Raw genomic sequence first — 18,632 nt, forward strand, 5'->3', positions numbered from 1 at the left:
ATTTTTGCCTCATGCAAATTCAAGTTGTCAAATCTAAAATTCATCGTGTAAAATGTACAGGTGCAGATCTTAATTATATTGGTAGTATAACTATTGATGAAGATTTAATGGATGCAGCAAACATTATACAGGGAGAAAAGGTTCAAATTGTAAATAATAACAATGGTGAACGCTTAGAAACCTACTGTATACCAGGACCACGTAATACTGGGGAAATAACTTTAAATGGTGCTGCGGCAAGAAAAGTCGCGGTTGGTGATATCTTAATATTAATCACTTATGCATTTATGGATATTGAAAAAGCCAAATTTTTTAAACCATCTTTGGTATTTCCAGATGAAGAAACCAATCTTCTAAAGTAATCTTTTGAGTAATACTAAGCCAATTCTAAAAATCTTATTGCCACTCTTGTTGGGTATATTATTAGTTTGGTATTCGTTATCTCAAATATCAATTTCTACATTAGTTCAATATTTTAAGAATGCTAACTACCTTTGGATTTTTCTAGGGGTGTTTTTAGGTATATTTAGTCACACATCTCGTGCTTACAGATGGCTGTTTATGGCAGAACCCTTAGGATATAAGCCAAAACTTGCCAATAGCTTTATGGCAGTCTATTCTGCATACCTCATCAATTTTACTATACCTAGAGCAGGAGAAATTACTAGGGCTACCATATTAACCAATTATGAAAATATCCCATTTGAAAAGGGAATTGGGACAATAGTTGCAGAACGTTTGGCAGACACAATAATGCTACTTATTATAATTACTGTTGCGCTTTTTTTAGAATTTGAATTTATATTCAATTTTTTTGTTGAAAAATTTCGTCCTCAAACACTCATCACGGGTCTTCTTATTTTGCTATTGATGATTGTCTTGATATTAGGTTTTATAAAAAGGAGCAAATCTAGTTTTGCCATAAAAATAAAATCCTTTATAAATGGATTGATTGAGGGAGCTCTGAGCATTTTTAAAATGAAGCGCAAGTGGTCTTTCATTTTTCATACTATATTCATTTGGGTGATGTACCTGTTGATGTTTTATGTTACTACTTTATCCTTGCCAGATTTAGAAGGAATATCTTTAGCGCCTGTATTAATCGGATTTATTCTAGCCAGTTTCAGTATCGCTGCGACAAATGGTGGAATCGGCTCATTTCCCGAAGCTATTGTAATTGCATTTTTAATTTTTAGTTTGCCAGAAGATCAAAGCAGAGCATTTGGTTGGATTATGTGGTCTTCACAAACCATTGTGATAATTATTTTAGGAGGAATTTCATTACTATATCTGCCTATCTATAATAGAAGGAAACGTGCTGTTTAGAAATATTTTTTACCTTGCTTTAACTTTATAAGTCAATCTGCCAATGAAGAATTTATATACTTTACTCTTATTTGTTTTTTCAGTATGTATCACTAATTCACAAGCACTTTATGAAACTATTGAATCTAAAAAGTTAGATGGATCTAGAGAACTGAAAATACAGTTGCCAAGAAATTATGATTCCGACAGTAAAAGATCCTATCCTTTAGTTATTGTACTTGACGGTGATTATCTATTTGAGCCAGTTGCTGGGAATATAGACTATCAAGCCTATTGGGAAGACATACCAGATTGTATTGTTGTAGGTGTGAAACAAGGAAATACTCGAGAGGATGATTTTTATTATGACGATGATAACTTTTTACCCATTGCAGAAGGGGCAAATTTCTATGAATTTTTAGCATCAGAATTAATACCCTACATAGAAAATAATTATTCAGCATCTAATTATAGAATTATAGCTGGTCATGATCTTGGAGCTAATTTCATGAATTATTATTTATTTAAGGATAGACCAATTTTTCGAGCCTTCATAGCGCTAAGTCCGGATTTAGCTCCGAAAATGGCGGATAGATTAAAAGAGAGATTGGCCCTAATAGAACAAGAATCCTTCTATTATATGGCAACTGCAGATGCAGATATTAGATTTCTCCGCAATTCAATTATTGAATGCGATGCAAAACTAAAATTAGTAGAAAATGAAAAGCTTCAATATAAGTTCGATGATTTTAAAGATGCCAATCATTATTCCTTAGTAGGAAGGGGCATACCTAAGGCCTTAAACGAAATATTTACGTTATACAAACCTATAAACGGTAAAGAGTATAATGAAAAAATAATTCCATTTGAAGGTTCTCCTTTTGAATATCTGACCAAAAAATATGAGGATATTGAATATTTCTATGGGTTTAAGAAAAAGTTGATAGAAAATGATATTAGAGCAATAGCTTCTGCATCTAACAAAAAAAATGACTTAGAGTCGCTTGAGAATTTAGCAAAGTTAGTAAAGAAGGAATACCCAAATTCAATGCTAAGTGCATATTATATGGGTATGTTTCACGAAAAAGAAGGAAACTATAAAAGAGCATTGTTGCGCTACAAGGCAGGTTTGTTACTAGAGCCATCTCAGTATATTGATAAAGAAATAATGCTAGATAAAATGTATGATGCTCAAGATGCTTTAAAAAATTAATGCATTTCATCGAAAAAAATTTACAGATTACCGATTAATTAGTATGTTTGGTAGACCAAAATTAAACCTACTTATTAATGAAGAAGACTATTCTTATAGTTTTATTGAATGCCTTTTTGTGTCAGCTATTTGCTCAAATTACTTATGGCGAGATTGCATCTTCAAAACTAAATGCAGTAAGGCAATTAAAAATCAAACTACCGAATGATTATAATCCTGATTCTGAGATAATACATCCATTAGTTATAGTATTTGATGGAGATTATTTATTTGAACCAGTAGTTGGTCAACTTCAATTTCAGACCTATTTTGATGATATGCCAAGCTCTATTGTTGTTGGTATTGTGCAAGCAAACGAACGTTTTTACGATGGATATTGTGATGAGGTGACAGGATTTCCAAAGGAATCCGGCCTTCGTTTTCATGAGTTTGTTGCAGATGAGTTAATTCCTTATTTAGACAATAAATATAAGACTAGTAAATTTAAAGTTGCGGTAGGTCATGACCTTATGGGAAATTTTATTAATTCCTATTTATTCAAGGAAGATCCATTATTTAATGCATATGTATGTTTAAGTCCTGATTTATCCGGAACGGTTAAGGATTATTTAGGTGAAAGATTAGAATTTTTCAAAGACGACATTTTTTATTACATGGCAACTTCAGACAAGGATTTACCAGGTATAAGAGACGCTGTGATCGACGCAGATGGTCAAATATCACAGGCTAATAATCAATACTTAACCTATTACTTTGACGATTTTAAAAATGACAATCACTACACCTTGGTAACAAGTGCCATTGCAAGATCTTTTGATAAAATATTTGAGTTATATAAACCTCTAAGAGAAAAAGAACTTGAAGAAAAGGTATTGCCATACGAAGGTACATTAGACAAGTACTTGATAGACAGGTACAAGAGGATTGAAGATTTATTTGGGATTAAAAAACCAATTACTGAAGAAGAATTTGATAAGGTTGTTAAAATAGCGGAGCGACGTGAAGATTTAGAATCACTTGAGAATATTGGGAAATTGGCAAAGAAGTTAGACCCAGAATCTCTTTTAGGAACATATTATCTAGCACAATATGCTGAGAAAGTTGGCAAAACTAAAAAGGCCAAAAAGCTATATGAATCAGCACTAACATTAGAGGATGTTAGTCATATAAACAGAGAATTCATTTTTTCGAAAATTGATGAATTAACAGTTGTCGATACAGATAATGATGAAGGAGAGGAGGAGGAGGATGAAGACAACTAAAAAAAGAATACTGTCAACAGACTATTTTTTCGAAGCTCTTTATGATAAAATCAAGCTATTTTTATCTACAAAACTTACATCAAAAATCGCTACTATAAAAATCCTAACAATTATAAATTGGTTTAAAGACATCAACTAAATTTATCTTAATTTAGCCATGCTTTTATCTAAAGCATATTTCATCCTATATTTAAATGGCTAAAATAAAAACAACTTTTTTTTGTCAAAACTGTGGTAGTCAGTTTTCTAAATGGCAGGGACAATGTACCTCTTGTAAAGAATGGAATACAATTGCGGAGGAGGTCATACAAAAACCTGAAAAAAGCAATTGGAAAACACAGAGCTCAACTGACATTAGAATTTCAAAACCATTAAAAATAAATGAAATTGATACGTCTCAAGAAGCAAGATTAGATATACTAGATAACGAATTCAATAGAGTTTTAGGAGGTGGAATGGTAAAGGGTTCCTTAACCCTACTAGGTGGAGAACCAGGTATAGGTAAGAGTACTTTATTACTCCAGATTGCACTAAATATAAATTATAAAACACTCTATGTCTCGGGAGAAGAAAGTCAGAGGCAAATTAAAATGCGTGCAGAACGTATTAATCCTAGTTGCGAGAGCTGTTATATTTTAACTGAGACAAAAACTCAGAATATATTTAAGCAAATTGAAAGGCTAAAACCTGAAATTGTAATTATAGATTCTATTCAAACGTTACATAGTGATTTCATTGAATCCTCGGCAGGAAGTATTTCTCAGATTAAAGAATGTACAACTGAACTAATTAAATTTGCAAAGGAAACAGCAACACCTGTTTTATTAATTGGCCATATTACCAAGGATGGTCATATTGCCGGTCCAAAGATTTTAGAGCATATGGTAGATACTGTTTTGCAGTTTGAAGGTGACAGAAATCATGTGTTCAGAGTATTAAGGGCTAACAAAAACAGATTTGGATCTACAAATGAATTAGGAATTTATGAAATGCAGGGATCTGGTTTAAGGGAAGTTTCTAATCCTTCCGAAATTCTAATTTCTGAAAAAGATGGAGAATTATCTGGAAATGCTGTTGCAGCAACGTTAGAAGGTTTAAGACCTTTAATGATTGAAGTCCAAGCTTTGGTTAGCACAGCTGTTTATGGTACACCCCAGAGATCTGCCACAGGATTTAATGCAAAACGCTTGAATATGATATTAGCTATTTTAGAAAAACGTGCTGGTTTCAGATTGGGAGCAAAAGATGTGTTTTTAAATATAACTGGAGGTATAACTGTTGATGATCCAGCAATAGATTTGGCTGTTGTAGCGGCCATATTATCAAGTAATGAAGATATGGCTTTACCAAGTGACTTTTGTTTTGCGGCTGAGGTTGGTTTATCGGGTGAGATAAGGCCGGTTCAGCGAGTTGAACAACGTATATTAGAAGCTGAAAAATTAGGCTTCAAAACGATTTTTATTTCAAAGTACAGCAAGATTTCTATTAAGAATACGTCAATTGTAGTTCAAAAGGTCTCAAAAATCGAAGATATAATCCATCATTTGATCTAAAATACTCAAAAACAATAATTGTTGAACCATTTTTCTTCAATCTTAAAAGATAAACCGCCACTATTTTGTTATGAGGCTTTGGTTGATTCAACAATTTTTGAAATTCACTTTTTACGAGTTCATACAAATTTCGAATACAAATATTGATTTAAGTAATTTATATAATCGGATTTTGGAATCCATTTACATTTCGTATGAGGCCAAAGAATCAGGAACAACTGCTCTGGATGCTACCCAAAGATATTTACAATTAAAAAGACGAATACCAAATATTGAAAACCTAATCACTCAATATCAGATAGCTTCTTATTTAAATATTTCACGAGTGCAATTGAGCAGAATAAGAAAAACACTAAAGTGATTTTAACATATGTTAATCATATGTCGTTTTATTCAAATTAAATTTGTTAGTAGATTAATTTTTTTACCAACCAGATTAATTAATAGCTCTAAAAAGAAAAAGCAACCTCTTTAGGATTGCTTTTTTTTATTTTTAAATCTTTCCTTTAAACATAAATTCTTAATTTCGCGACTCCTAATGAATTTTGATGTTATGAGTACAAAGTTCCCTGAATATAAAGGACTTAACTTGCCAAAAGTTGCTAACGAAATTAGTGACTATTGGGAAGTAAATAATATCTTCGATAAAAGTGTTACAACGAGAGAAGGTAAGAAGCCTTATGTTTTCTTTGAAGGACCTCCTTCTGCCAATGGATTGCCAGGTGTTCATCACGTTTTGGCACGTGCTATTAAGGATATATTCCCACGTTATAAAACAATGAAAGGTTTTCAGGTTAAGCGAAAAGCTGGGTGGGATACTCATGGTTTGCCAATTGAATTGGGTGTTGAAAAGGAATTAGGTATTACCAAAGAGGATATTGGGAAGAAAATAACAATAGAGGAGTATAACGAAGCCTGTAAGGAGGCAGTTATGCGTTACACTGATATATGGAATGACCTAACGAAGAAAATGGGCTATTGGGTTGATATGGATAATCCTTATGTCACCTATAAGTCAAAATATATGGAAAGTGTATGGTGGCTATTGAAACAAATTTATGATAAAAATCTGTTATATAAAGGTTACACTATACAACCATATTCACCAAAAGCAGGTACTGGTTTAAGTTCACATGAACTTAACCAGCCAGGTACTTATCAAGATGTTACTGATACAACAGTGGTAGCTCAATTCAAAGCTAAAAAAGAAACATTACCCAATTTTCTCAAGGATACGGGAGATATTTATTTCTTAGCTTGGACAACAACGCCTTGGACATTACCTAGTAACACGGCTTTAACTGTAGGACAAAAAATTGATTATGTGTTAGTAGAAACGTATAATCAATATACATTTAAACCTATTAATGTTATTCTAGCTAAGGGCTTAGTAAAAAATCAATTTGATGGTAAATTTAATCGAGTAGAAGCTAAATCTGAATTGTTAGAGTATAAAGATGGCAACAAAACGATTCCATATTACGTAGTAAAGGAATTTAAAGGAAAAGATTTGGTTGACATTAAATATGAACAACTTCTAGATTATGCCTTGCCAAATGATAATCCAGAAAATGCTTTTAGAGTTATTTCAGGAGACTTTGTAACAACAGAAGATGGAACAGGTATAGTACACACAGCACCTACCTTTGGTGCTGATGATGCTCTAGTTGCGAAACAAGCTACACCAGAAGTACCACCATTATTGGTAAAAGACGAAAATGGAAACTTGGTTCCATTAGTAGATCTTCAAGGACGATTTAGACCTGAACTTGGTGAGCTTGGAGGAAAGTATGTTAAGAATGAATATTATGATGATGGTAATGCGCCTGAGAAGTCAGTTGATGTAGAACTCGCTATCAAATTAAAAATAGAAAATAAAGCCTTTAAGGTTGAAAAATATAAGCACAGTTATCCAAATTGTTGGAGAACTGATAAACCAATTTTATACTATCCGCTTGACTCTTGGTTTATAAAGGTTACCGATGTTAAGGATAGAATGCATGAGCTAAACACTTCGATTAATTGGAAACCAAAATCTACTGGTGAAGGGCGTTTTGGTAATTGGCTAGCAAACGCAAATGATTGGAATTTGTCACGCTCGCGTTTTTGGGGAATTCCATTACCAATTTGGAGAACTGAGGATGGCAAAGAACAATTATGCATAGGTTCCATAGAGGAATTAAAATCTGAAATACAAAGATCGATCAAAGCTGGTTTTATGACTGAAGATATTTTTGACGCTTTTGAAGTTGGCAACATGTCTGAAGAGAATTATGAAACAGTAGACTTACATAAGAATGTAGTAGACAAGATAGTACTAGTTTCACCATCAGGAAACCCGATGAAACGTGAAAGTGACTTGATTGATGTGTGGTTTGATTCTGGTTCAATGCCATATGCACAATGGCACTATCCGTTTGAGAATCAAGGATTAATTGATAATAATGAAGCTTTTCCAGCAGATTTCATAGCAGAAGGGGTTGACCAAACAAGAGGTTGGTTTTATACACTTCATGCTATAGGTACTATGGTTTTTGATTCAGTCACCTATAAAAATGTAGTTTCTAATGGATTGGTATTAGATAAAAATGGACAAAAGATGTCCAAAAGATTAGGTAATGCTGTAGATCCTTTTGAAACCTTAGCAGACCGAGGTGCAGATGCTACACGTTGGTATATGATTAGTAATGCTAATCCATGGGATAACTTAAAATTTGATATTGAAGGGGTAGATGAAGTAAAGAGAAAGTTCTTTGGTACATTGTATAATACATATTCATTCTTTTCATTGTATACAAATCTTGATGGATTTAATTATTCAGAAGCTGACTTGGAACTGAATGAAAGACCTGAGCTAGATAATTGGATATTATCAGAATTAAATACACTCATTGAAAAAGTAGATGCATATTATGCAGATTATGAACCCACAAAGGCAGCAAGAGCAATATCTGACTTTACTCAAGACTATTTAAGTAATTGGTATGTGAGACTTAGTAGAAGACGTTTTTGGAAAGGTGATTACCAAACAGATAAAATATCTGCTTACCAGACCTTATATACATGCATGCTAACCATTGCAAAATTAGGGGCACCAATTGCACCATTTTTTATGGATAGATTGTATTTAGATTTAAATTCAGTAACTCAAAAGGAGTCATTTGAAAGTGTACACTTAGCGGAATTCCCAGTAGCTGATAAAACAGCTATCGATAAAACACTCGAAAGGAAAATGGAAAATGCACAGACAATATCTTCATTGGTGTTGTCGTTACGAGCTAAAGAAAAGATAAAGGTTCGACAACCACTTCAAAAAATTATGATACCTGTAGATACTCTTGAGCAAAAGCTGGAAATTGAGGCAGTTTCAAATTTAATCAAACATGAAGTTAATATTAAAGAGATTGAGCTTTTACAGGATGCTTCTGATATTTTAGTTAAGCAAATTAAACCAAATTTTAAGGTGCTAGGACCTAGGTTTGGAAGGGATATGAAGTTGATTTCTAGTGCAATAGGAAATTTCACGGCTGAAGACATAAAAAATATTGAACAGAATCGTTCGATTTCACTTGAAATTAACGGAAAAAATATTACATTAGAATTAGAAGATGTAGAGATAACATCGCAAGATATTGAAGGTTGGCTTGTTGCTAATGAAGGTGCATTAACCGTAGCTTTAGACGTGACAGTGAGTGACGAACTGCGTAAAGAGGGTATTGCTAGAGAATTGGTCAATCGAATTCAGAATTTGCGTAAAGATTCTGGTTTTGAAGTTACAGATAGAATAGATGTTCAGCTTCAAAAGGATGAAAATATTGTTGCGGCAATAGCTTCAAATGAAGACTATATTAAATCCGAAACATTAACTAAAGAAATACAAATAAAAGAAAATTTAAACAATGGTATAGAAATTGCCTTCGATGACGTAAATACCAAATTATTTATACAAAAGCATTAATACATATGGCAGCAGAAACAACAAACCGATATTCTGATAAGGACTTGGAGGAATTTAAGGGATTAATTAAAGAGAAAATTGATAAAGCAGAGCACGATCTAGAACTGATTAAAAGTGCTTATATGAATGACCATAATAATGGTACAGATGATACATCTCCAACATTCAAAGCTTTTGAAGAGGGAAGTGCGACAATGAGTAAAGAAGCAAACTCTGCATTGGCCATTCGCCAAGAGAAATTTATTCGTGATTTAAAGAATGCTATGATTCGTGTTGAGAATAAAACATATGGCGTTTGTCGTGTAACGGGGAAGCTAATTAAAAAAGAGCGTTTAAAATTAGTACCACACGCAACTTTGAGTATTGAAGCAAAAAATATGCAGAAATAACCCTTCTTTTTGAAGGACTCATTTTTGTGAGAAACAAAGTTTGAACACATTTAATATCATAAAGCCTTGGATTATGTATTTCAAGGCTTTTTTATTTCTTTTTTCCCCTCATTTAATTATTGCTCAAAACACTTCCATTAAACAGATAAGAGCAGATCATATAAAAGAAATTTTTGTGGATGGTAATCAACTATTTTTAATTGATGTGAAGACTTCAAGGTCAAATATCATAAGTATTAATTCAATTGTTGATGGTGAATATGAAAATGAATATCAAATTTTTACAAGTATAAATGGAGATAGGCTGGATATAAAATTAGAACAAATAGCATTCAGAGAAATTGCTGATGATAAGCGTAATGCTCTTAAGGTAATTGCGGCTAAGTTATTATTGGAAATACCACAAAAGAAGAATTTAAGTATTGAGAGCGATATAGGTTCAGTAATTTTAAATGGAAGTTTCAACTCCATTTCAATTCAGTTACAACAAGGGTATTGTAACCTAAAGGGTAATACTAAGGAAGCATTAATAAATACTATTGATGGAAATATCAATATTCAAACTGGTGATGCAAAAATTGTGAGTGCAGTAACAAATAATGGAAAAGTTAATATTTATCCATTTAAAGTTAAATCATCATTATATAACTTAAAGTCAATAAACGGTGATATTTCTATAAAGATGTATCAATAATTTTTTTAAATACACCCATGTCACAAAGAAAAACAGTATTAATCATACTAATTATTTTACTTGTTGACCAAATCAGTAAAATTTATATCAAAACTCATTTTCTTATAAATGAAGATATAAGTGTTTTTGCTTGGTTTAAAATTGCTTTTGTCGAAAATGACGGTATGGCCTGGGGAACAAAATTAAGCGATTTTACTTCTTCAATATCCGATAGAAATGCTAAGTTAATATTAACAATATTTAGAATTTTTGCGGTAACGGGTATTGCTTTTTGGCTAAGAGATGTCTTAAAAAAGAAAAAGTCCAAGACCTTGATTTTTGCAATTGCAATAATATTTGCAGGTGCTTTAGGTAATATAATTGATTCTGTTTTTTATGGTATTTTATTTAGTGATAGTACTATGGAAGTTGCCACACTTTTGCCTGAAACAGGAGGATATGAGAATCTATTTCATGGCAAGGTAGTAGACATGTTGTATTTTCCTATTTGGTCGGGTATTTTACCAGAGAATCTGCCCTTTTTTGGTGGTAAGTATTTTTCATTTTTTGATCCAGTGTTTAACATTGCAGATATGGCAATTAGTACGGGTATTGGTATTTTAATAGTATTTAATAAAAGAGCTTTTAAAGACTCAAATGATTTAGGGGTTGATTTCTAGTTTTAATGAGATATCAGATAAAAATTTTACTCTTCATAGGTGTTACTTTATTTTCTTGTAGTAATGAAGATGGTAATGATAATGGGGATAATACTTTCGAAATTTTAGGAAATGAAATTCATAAGAATGGCAGAGCGGTTCAATTATTAGGTGCAACTGCCCTACATACTTTCGCAACAGGAAGCTCTGATATGGTTTCTTGGAATTTGGATATAGTAAGAGAGTTTATTGGTAATGTTAGTGAAAACCCATTAACGGGATTTCCAATTGAGGATTCTAATGGTCAATTTTTATACGCTTTGCAAGAAATTGTAGATGATAATAGATCCAATAATTTAGTTACTATATTGTGTCCTTTTGGATGGAATGGACAACAAGAAAGTTTATTTACAGGCAAGTTTCCAACTCAGACTGAATTCTGGTCTGATTTTAAATTAAAATTAACTAGTTGGGCTGAACAATTTAAGGATCAACCCGATGTTTGGATTGAAGTCTGGAATGAACCATACAGGTTTGACCGTTTAGATGGTTATACAGATGAAATATGGACATCTACTATGCATGAACTTTACAATGTTATTAGAGATGCAGGTAACGATAACATTATTTTAATTCCTTGTGCAGAACAAGGACAAGATGAAAGTGTATTACTGAGTGAAGGTCAAAATTTCTTGACGAATAATCAAAATGTATTATTTGATATTCATGCATATGAGAAGTGGTTATTAGAAACGCAAGAAAATATAAGTCACAGAATTGATAGTTTGATTGATGCTAATCTTCCAATATTTATAGGTGAAGTTGCGCCTGTAAACTCAGGAGTTCTCATGGATCCTGAACCATTCTTGAATATCATTTTTTCTAAGGATATTTCGTTTGCCGCATGGCTATGGAAATATGATGAAACTGACCAAGATGCATTATTGACTTCGCAAGGATTGCCAAATAATTTTAATAATAATAATTGGGGAAGTTTGTACAATGAAATCGCCCGCAGAGAACGCTAAGAATTAGTTTCAGGATTATTAAACTTATAGATTTTTGCGGGTGTAATACCGTAATCGAGTTTAATATCATTTCTTGAAGTATCAATGGATTCTGTTTCGGCTTCAAAAAACGACAAACCTATTTTAATGGTATCTGATTTACAAGCCTCTAAAAAACGGTCGTAAAAGCCTTTACCATAACCAACTCTGTTGCCATTTATATCAAATGCGAGAAGCGGAACAAATACCACATCAATTTTAGAAATAGAAATTTCTATTCCATCAATTGGCTCAGGAATATTGTATTTGTTTTTTTTAAGCTTAGTGCTATCTGAAAGGAGAAAATGGGACATAGAATAGTCTTCAAAATTACTTCGAGAAATAACTATATTTTTATCCTTGCCAGAAAGTATATTCAAAATATATTCGGTGTTAACTTCTTTTTGTTCTTCTATGGTTAAAAAAATATGATAGAAGGATTTACCCCAAATGCTAAGTTTTAAAAGCTCATTGGAAATGGCTAAGCTTCTATTGTCTATTTCACTTTCTGAAAGGGATTTTCGAAGCGATTTATATTTTTTTCTAATTTCAGATTTAGTCACTCTAATTTTGTAGATATATGAAAAATGGCATCACCTTGATAAATTATTGGAGATTCATTAACATTAAATAAATAACCATTATTGGGTGCTTTTACAAAATGATTGAAGCTTCCATATGGGTCAGTTATATGCCCAAGTACATCTCCTTTTTTAATGATTGTGTTTACAGATTTATTTGGTTTAAACATCCCTGAATGATTAGCGCGTATCCATTTGCTTTCTACAATTTTTACACAACTCTTTTTTGGTTTGGAAACCTTAAAATTGCTTTTTAGCATTCCAAGATGATCTAATACGCGTTTTGTTCCATTTACACCAGTGTTAGTTATGGTTTTATCTATGTTAAATGATTTACCACCTTCAAACAAGAGCATTGGTATACCTAGTTTGTAACATGTGTTTCTAAAGGATTTATTTAAATTTTTTGAATAGTAAATGATAGGAGCACCAAATATTTCTGCTAATTCATCTAAAACAACTTCATTCTTTACTATTCTTATTTGAGCAGCGTTAAATCTATCTGCACCACCAGTATGAAAGTCTAAAATCAAATCTGCATGAGGAACAATTTCGGTCATTAGTTTATTCGCAACTCTACTTGCCAAAGATCCATTTTTGCCACCTGGGAAAACCCGATTTAAATCGCGACCATCAGGAAATTCTCGATCCATATGTATAAAACCAAAAACGTTTATCACAGGAATACAGATAATTGTACCTTTCTTTGGTTTGTTTATGCCCTTTGCAATGATTTGACGAACAATTTCTACGCCATTAACTTCATCACCATGAATACCGGCAGTTATTAAAACAGTAGGCCCTGGTTTTTTTGACCTCTCTATTATTATAGGAACATCAATGGTATTTTGAGTATGTAACTTTGCAACATTAAAGCTCACCTTTGCACTTTCTCCTAAGGGAACTTTTGTACCTAAAATATGGAGTATTTCCTTTTCACTCATTTTCTGTTTCTTTCAATAAAAGTGATTATTGCTCTTGCTATATTTTTTTGTGTTGCCTTTTCAATACCTTCTAAACCTGGCGTAGAGTTAACCTCCATAATCAATGGTCCTCTTTTGGACTGCAACATGTCTACACCACAGACAGGAAGTTTTAAAGCTCTAGATGCTTTTATGGCTAACTTAATTTCGTCTTCAGTAAGTTTAATATAATTAGCGCTACCACCTCTATGTAGGTTAGATCTAAATTCCCCTTCTCGTCCTTGACGCTTCATAGCACCAATAACTTGCCCATCTACTATTAATGCTCTTAAATCAGCACCTTTTGCTTCTTCGATATATTCTTGTACCAACGCTCTAGCTTGTAATCCATTAAATGCTTCAAGCACTGATTCTGCCGCGTTTCTTGATTCTGCCAACACCACACCCAATCCTTGGGTTCCTTCAAGCAACTTAATTATTACTGGTGGCCCACCAACATGGTCTAATACTTCCTCAACATCTCTTGAGTAATTTGTAAAAACAGTCTTTGGCATACCGATACCAGCTTTAGATAACCTTTGGAAACTCTTGAGTTTATCTCTACTTCTCAGAATAGCGTCAGAAGTTACTGTTGTAAATACATTCATCATTTCAAATTGTCTTACAACAGCACATCCAAAAAAGGTAACTGAAGCACCAATTCTTGGAATAATGGCATCTACATAATCTAGATAACGATCTCTGTAATAAATAGTAGGTTTTTCTTTTTCAATTATAATATCGCATTTAAGAGGATCAATAATTTCAATATCATGACCTCTATTTTCACCTTCTTGAATAAGACGCTTTGTGGAGTACAGATTTTCGTTTCTTGAAAGGATAACGATATTCATTGGCAATGCTTAAAAGGCTAAAGTTAATCAAGTATTTGGAGTTCATCAAATTTAAACAACTCATAAACTTTAAGTGCGCATTACTACTTACTTTTTATACCTTTGAATTAATGTCAGATACTGCTTTAGAAATTCAAATTAAAACCTTACCACACCAACCTGGCGTCTATCAATATTTTGATAACGATGAGAATCTTATTTATGTAGGCAAGGCTAAAAATATTAAAAAAAGGGTTAGTAGTTATTTTACCAAAAACCACGAGTATGGTAAAACTAGGGTTTTAGTAAAAAATATTAAATCAATAAAGCATATCGTCGTTGAAACTGAAAATGATGCATTGTTATTAGAGAATAATCTAATCAAGAAATATCAACCTAAGTACAATGTAATGCTTAAGGATGACAAATCTTATCCTTGGATTTGCGTTAAAAACGAAAGGTTTCCAAGAATATTCCCTACAAGAAGGGTAATAAAAGATGGATCAGAATATTTTGGTCCATATACAAGTATGAAAACGGTAAAGACGCTGTTAGGGTTAATAAAGGGGCTTTATCAGTTAAGAACATGTAATTACCATCTTTCAGAACCCAAAATTGAAGCCGGAAAATATAAAGTCTGTTTAGAGTTTCACTTAGGAAATTGCAAAGGTGCCTGTGAAGGAAAAGAAACAGAGGAAGAGTACCATTCTAATATCAAAGCAATAAGAGAAATACTGAAAGGTAATTTTAAAGATTCACTTCAACAATTTAGGAAACAGATGAGAGTGCATGCACAGAATATGGAATTTGAGGATGCACAAAAAATCAAAGAAAAACTAGAAATTTTAGAGAACTATCAATCTAAATCTACAGTTGTAAATCCTAAAATCAGCAATGTTGATGTTTTCTCCATTGTTAGTGATGAAACGTATGCTTATATTAATTTTTTACAATTGAGTTATGGATCAATAATAAGATCTCACACTCTTGAGTTAAAAAAGAAATTACAAGAATCTGATAAGGAGCTTCTAGAACTTGCCATCACTGAGATTAGACAAAGGTTCAATTCAAACTCTAAAGAAATATATGTATCAACAATGGTTGATTTGGGTGAAGATGTGAAAGTAACCATACCAAAGCTTGGTGATAAAAAGAGTATAGTTGATTTATCTAAACGAAATGCCATGTACTATCGCATAGATAAGCTAAAGCAAATAAAAATAGTTGATCCAGATAGACATGCCAATAGAATAATGGCGCAGATGAAGGCTGATTTGAGATTATCTGAAGAACCTAGACATATTGAGTGCTTTGATAATTCAAATATTCAGGGGACAAATCCGGTTGCCGCATGTGTTGTTTTTAAAAATGGAAAACCTAGTAAGAAAGATTATAGGCATTTTAATATTAAGACTGTAGAGGGCTCAGATGATTTTGCCTCTATGGAAGAGGTAGTTCACAGAAGATATAAAAGACTTCTTGAAGAAGACGCACCATTGCCTCAATTGATAATAATTGATGGAGGAAAGGGTCAGTTGTCTTCTGCCCTTAAAAGTTTGGATTTATTGGGCTTAAGAGGTAAAATTGCAATTATCGGTATTGCCAAGCGTTTAGAAGAATTATTCTATCCAGATGATCCAATTCCACTATATTTAGACAAGAAAAGCGAGACACTGAAAATTATTCAGCAATTAAGAAATGAGGCGCACCGTTTTGGTATAGAACATCATAGAAACAGAAGGAGTAAAAGCGCACTAACTACAGAGCTTGAAAATATTTCAGGTGTTGGTGAGCAAACTATAATAGATTTAATGAAACACTTTAAAACAGTGAAACGAATTGCAAATGCCAAATTAGATGAATTGGAAAACGTGGTTGGTGTTTCAAGAGCAAATAAAATTTACAATTATTATCACAAAGAATAGAGTGAAAATAGTAGGGCAACATATTGTTATTCTAGTTTTATTATTAGGATTAATAGTTAATACTTCTGTATTTGCTCAAAAAAAGGAAGAGCTAAAAGTGGGATTGGTGCTAAGTGGTGGAGGTGCTAAAGGATTTGCACATATCGGAGTTTTAAAAGTGATTGATAGCTTAGGTATAGAGGTTGATTATATCGCTGGAACAAGTATGGGAGCAGTTATAGGATCATTGTATTCTACAGGCTACTCAGGCAAACAGCTAGAAGCGTTTTTTAATAGTCAAGATTTTAATGTATTAATTAACGATGAATTTGAGAGGTCTTCAAAAACATTTTATGAACGAGAGAATGCCGAAAAATATGCTGTAAGCTTACCCTTTGAAAATTTAAAAATTAGTCTTCCTTCGGCTTTATCTAGAGGTCAGAACGTCTATAACCTACTATATCAATTAATGTTACCTGTTAAGGAAATAAATGATTTTAGTCAACTGCCTATTCCATTTTTTTGTGTTGCTACAGATATTGAAACTGGCGAATCAATTATAATGGATAGGGGAAGTTTAGCAGAATCCGTAACAGCTAGTGGTGCTTTACCATCCTTATTTGAACCTGTTGTTATTGATGATCAAATTTTAATAGATGGAGGTGTTACCAATAATTTCCCTGTGGAAGAGCTAAGGGCAAGAGGAATGGATATTATCATTGGTGTGGATGTACAAGATGCTTTAAAAGACAGAGAATCATTAAAATCGGCACCTGAGATATTACTACAAATAAATAATTTTCGCACCATCAACGCGATGAAAAATAAGGCACCATTAACAGATATTTATATTAAACCAGACATAACAGATTTCTCGGTGATTTCATTTGATGAAGGTAGAGATATTATTGAAAATGGTGAATTAGCAGCCAAAGCAAAATTAAATGAGTTAATAGAAGTTAGAGATAATCAGGATAATTTCAACCAAAGATCACAAATAATTCTGTTAGACAGTTTAAGAATAGAGTCTGTTAGCATAAATGGTATGGATCGTTTTACCCGTTCATATGTAATTGGGAAGTTGAAATTTAAGGGTGAAGAAAAAATAAGTTATTCAAAATTCAAAAAAGGAATTAATAACCTTATAGCAACAAATAACTTTGACACATTTCGTTATCAACTTAAGTCAACTGAAAATGATTCGACATTTAAATTGGTTGGTAATATTAAAGAATCAGATAACACAACATTTTTGAAATTGGGTGTACACTATGATGGATTGTATAAAAGTGCAGCGCTGGCAAATATTACCAAGCAAAGATTGTTGTTTAAAAACGATTTAGCCTCATTAGATTTTATTTTAGGAGATAATTCTAGATATAATTTTGATTATTTCATTGATAAAGGTTTTTATATCAGTATTGGATTAAAATCGCGGTTCAATCACTTTAGCAAAGGTGTGAATCCAGGTCTCGCACTAGACAATGATTCACCATTATTAGAATCGCTGAATAAAATTGATATAGATTTAAATGATTTTACCAATCAGGTTTATTTACAGACTATATTTAGAAAAGATTTTGCATTGAGATTGGGAGGTGAATACAAACGTCTTAAAATTACTTCAGAAACACTTTTAGAGGAAGATCAAGATGATGAAATCACTTTTGAAAACTCCGATTACTTTAGCCTTTATGGTAATTTAGTTTTTGACGATTATGACAATCCATATTTTCCAAAAAGTGGTTTTTATTTTAATGGAGATTTTCATTGGTATTTGGGAGCTTCTGGATTTAATAAAAATTTTGAACCTTTTTCCATCACCAAAGCTGATATTGGCTATGCTTTCAGTTTTTCTAATAATGTAGCATTTAAGGTTGAAACGCAGGGAGGTTTTAAGCTAGGAGACGATTCAACCAATTCCCTTAATTTTGCCTTAGGTGGTTACGGTAGAAACTTTATAAATAATATTTATTCGTTTTATGGTTACGATTATTTTGAAATTACAGGAGATAGCTTCGTAAAGGCAATCTTTACTTTAGATTATGAATTATTTAATAATCATCATTTATTATTGGCGGCAAATTATGGAAATGTAGAAAACAGACTATTTGAAACAGGTAATTGGTTGTCTGCACCAGATTACACTGGTTATGCATTGGGCTACTCCTTAGAGACATTTTTAGGACCATTAGAGGGTAAATTCACCTATTCACCAGAAACAGGTAATTCTTATTGGTTTTTTAACCTTGGATTTTGGTTTTAAAATTAAAAATTCTCAACTTTACATCAGT

15 protein-coding genes are annotated in these 18,632 nt (G+C 32.4%); 12 read left to right on the forward strand and 3 right to left on the reverse strand.

What is annotated here, in order from left to right:
* Positions 1-11 precede the first annotated feature (11 nt).
* The 10 genes from panD to DUZ96_RS11385 all read left to right on the forward strand — a co-directional run bounded on the left by panD (position 12) and on the right by DUZ96_RS11385 (position 12,040).
* The gene (gene panD / locus DUZ96_RS11335) at positions 12-362 is read left to right on the forward strand and encodes an aspartate 1-decarboxylase (protein ID WP_114302051.1); all 351 of its coding nucleotides are present in this window, start codon (positions 12-14) and stop codon (positions 360-362) included.
* Positions 363-366: 4 nt separating this feature from the next.
* Complete coding sequence (locus tag DUZ96_RS11340; RefSeq protein WP_114302052.1) at positions 367-1,326, forward strand: lysylphosphatidylglycerol synthase transmembrane domain-containing protein; 960 nt, start codon at positions 367-369, stop codon at positions 1,324-1,326.
* Between the two features lie 43 nt (positions 1,327-1,369).
* Positions 1,370-2,518: an alpha/beta hydrolase gene (locus tag DUZ96_RS11345; RefSeq protein ID WP_114302053.1), complete on the forward strand. Its 1,149-nt coding sequence runs from the start codon at positions 1,370-1,372 to the stop codon at positions 2,516-2,518.
* Between the two features lie 77 nt (positions 2,519-2,595).
* On the forward strand, positions 2,596-3,780 hold the full coding sequence (locus DUZ96_RS11350) for an alpha/beta hydrolase (protein ID WP_114302054.1): 1,185 nt from the start codon (positions 2,596-2,598) through the stop codon (positions 3,778-3,780).
* Between the two features lie 194 nt (positions 3,781-3,974).
* Entirely contained in the window at positions 3,975-5,333 is a 1,359-nt protein-coding gene (gene radA, locus DUZ96_RS11355) for a DNA repair protein RadA (RefSeq protein ID WP_114302055.1), read from the forward strand.
* A 553-nt stretch (positions 5,334-5,886) separates the two neighbouring features.
* Positions 5,887-9,291 (forward strand): isoleucine--tRNA ligase, encoded by a 3,405-nt coding sequence (gene ileS, locus DUZ96_RS11365; protein ID WP_114302349.1) that lies wholly within the window; start codon positions 5,887-5,889, stop codon positions 9,289-9,291.
* Between the two features lie 5 nt (positions 9,292-9,296).
* On the forward strand, positions 9,297-9,680 hold the full coding sequence (locus DUZ96_RS11370) for a TraR/DksA C4-type zinc finger protein (RefSeq protein ID WP_114302057.1): 384 nt from the start codon (positions 9,297-9,299) through the stop codon (positions 9,678-9,680).
* A gap of 73 nt (positions 9,681-9,753) precedes the next feature.
* A complete protein-coding gene (locus DUZ96_RS11375; protein ID WP_114302058.1) occupies positions 9,754-10,374 on the forward strand; it encodes a hypothetical protein in 621 nt (206 codons plus the stop codon).
* 17 nt (positions 10,375-10,391) lie between these two features.
* Complete coding sequence (locus DUZ96_RS11380) at positions 10,392-11,033, forward strand: lipoprotein signal peptidase (RefSeq protein ID WP_114302059.1); 642 nt, start codon at positions 10,392-10,394, stop codon at positions 11,031-11,033.
* A 5-nt stretch (positions 11,034-11,038) separates the two neighbouring features.
* Positions 11,039-12,040: a cellulase family glycosylhydrolase gene (locus tag DUZ96_RS11385; protein WP_114302060.1), complete on the forward strand. Its 1,002-nt coding sequence runs from the start codon at positions 11,039-11,041 to the stop codon at positions 12,038-12,040.
* On the opposite strand, the gene DUZ96_RS11390 is transcribed toward DUZ96_RS11385, so the two are convergent.
* From DUZ96_RS11390 to rimK, 3 genes are read right to left on the reverse strand one after another with little or no spacing between them, the layout of a single operon-like run.
* The gene (locus DUZ96_RS11390) at positions 12,037-12,621 is read right to left on the reverse strand and encodes a 5-formyltetrahydrofolate cyclo-ligase (protein WP_114302061.1); all 585 of its coding nucleotides are present in this window, start codon (positions 12,619-12,621) and stop codon (positions 12,037-12,039) included. The two genes, DUZ96_RS11385 and DUZ96_RS11390, sit on opposite strands and share 4 nt — an antisense overlap.
* Positions 12,618-13,583: a succinylglutamate desuccinylase/aspartoacylase family protein gene (locus tag DUZ96_RS11395; protein ID WP_114302062.1), complete on the reverse strand. Its 966-nt coding sequence runs from the start codon at positions 13,581-13,583 to the stop codon at positions 12,618-12,620. Before DUZ96_RS11395 ends, DUZ96_RS11390 begins: the two co-directional genes overlap by 4 nt.
* Positions 13,580-14,455, reverse strand: coding sequence for a 30S ribosomal protein S6--L-glutamate ligase (rimK, locus tag DUZ96_RS11400; protein WP_114302063.1), 876 nt, complete (start codon positions 14,453-14,455; stop codon positions 13,580-13,582). The genes DUZ96_RS11395 and rimK overlap by 4 nt, the downstream gene beginning before the upstream one ends.
* A gap of 110 nt (positions 14,456-14,565) precedes the next feature.
* Here rimK and uvrC point away from each other — a divergent pair, with 110 nt between their 5' ends.
* Positions 14,566-16,359: an excinuclease ABC subunit UvrC gene (gene uvrC / locus DUZ96_RS11405; RefSeq protein ID WP_114302064.1), complete on the forward strand. Its 1,794-nt coding sequence runs from the start codon at positions 14,566-14,568 to the stop codon at positions 16,357-16,359.
* Positions 16,292-18,604, forward strand: coding sequence for a patatin-like phospholipase family protein (locus tag DUZ96_RS11410; RefSeq protein WP_114302065.1), 2,313 nt, complete (start codon positions 16,292-16,294; stop codon positions 18,602-18,604). Before uvrC ends, DUZ96_RS11410 begins: the two co-directional genes overlap by 68 nt.
* The last annotated feature ends 28 nt before the right edge of the window (positions 18,605-18,632 follow it).

This window comes from Winogradskyella sp. KYW1333 (assembly GCF_003335675.1).
Lineage (GTDB): Bacteria > Bacteroidota > Bacteroidia > Flavobacteriales > Flavobacteriaceae > Winogradskyella.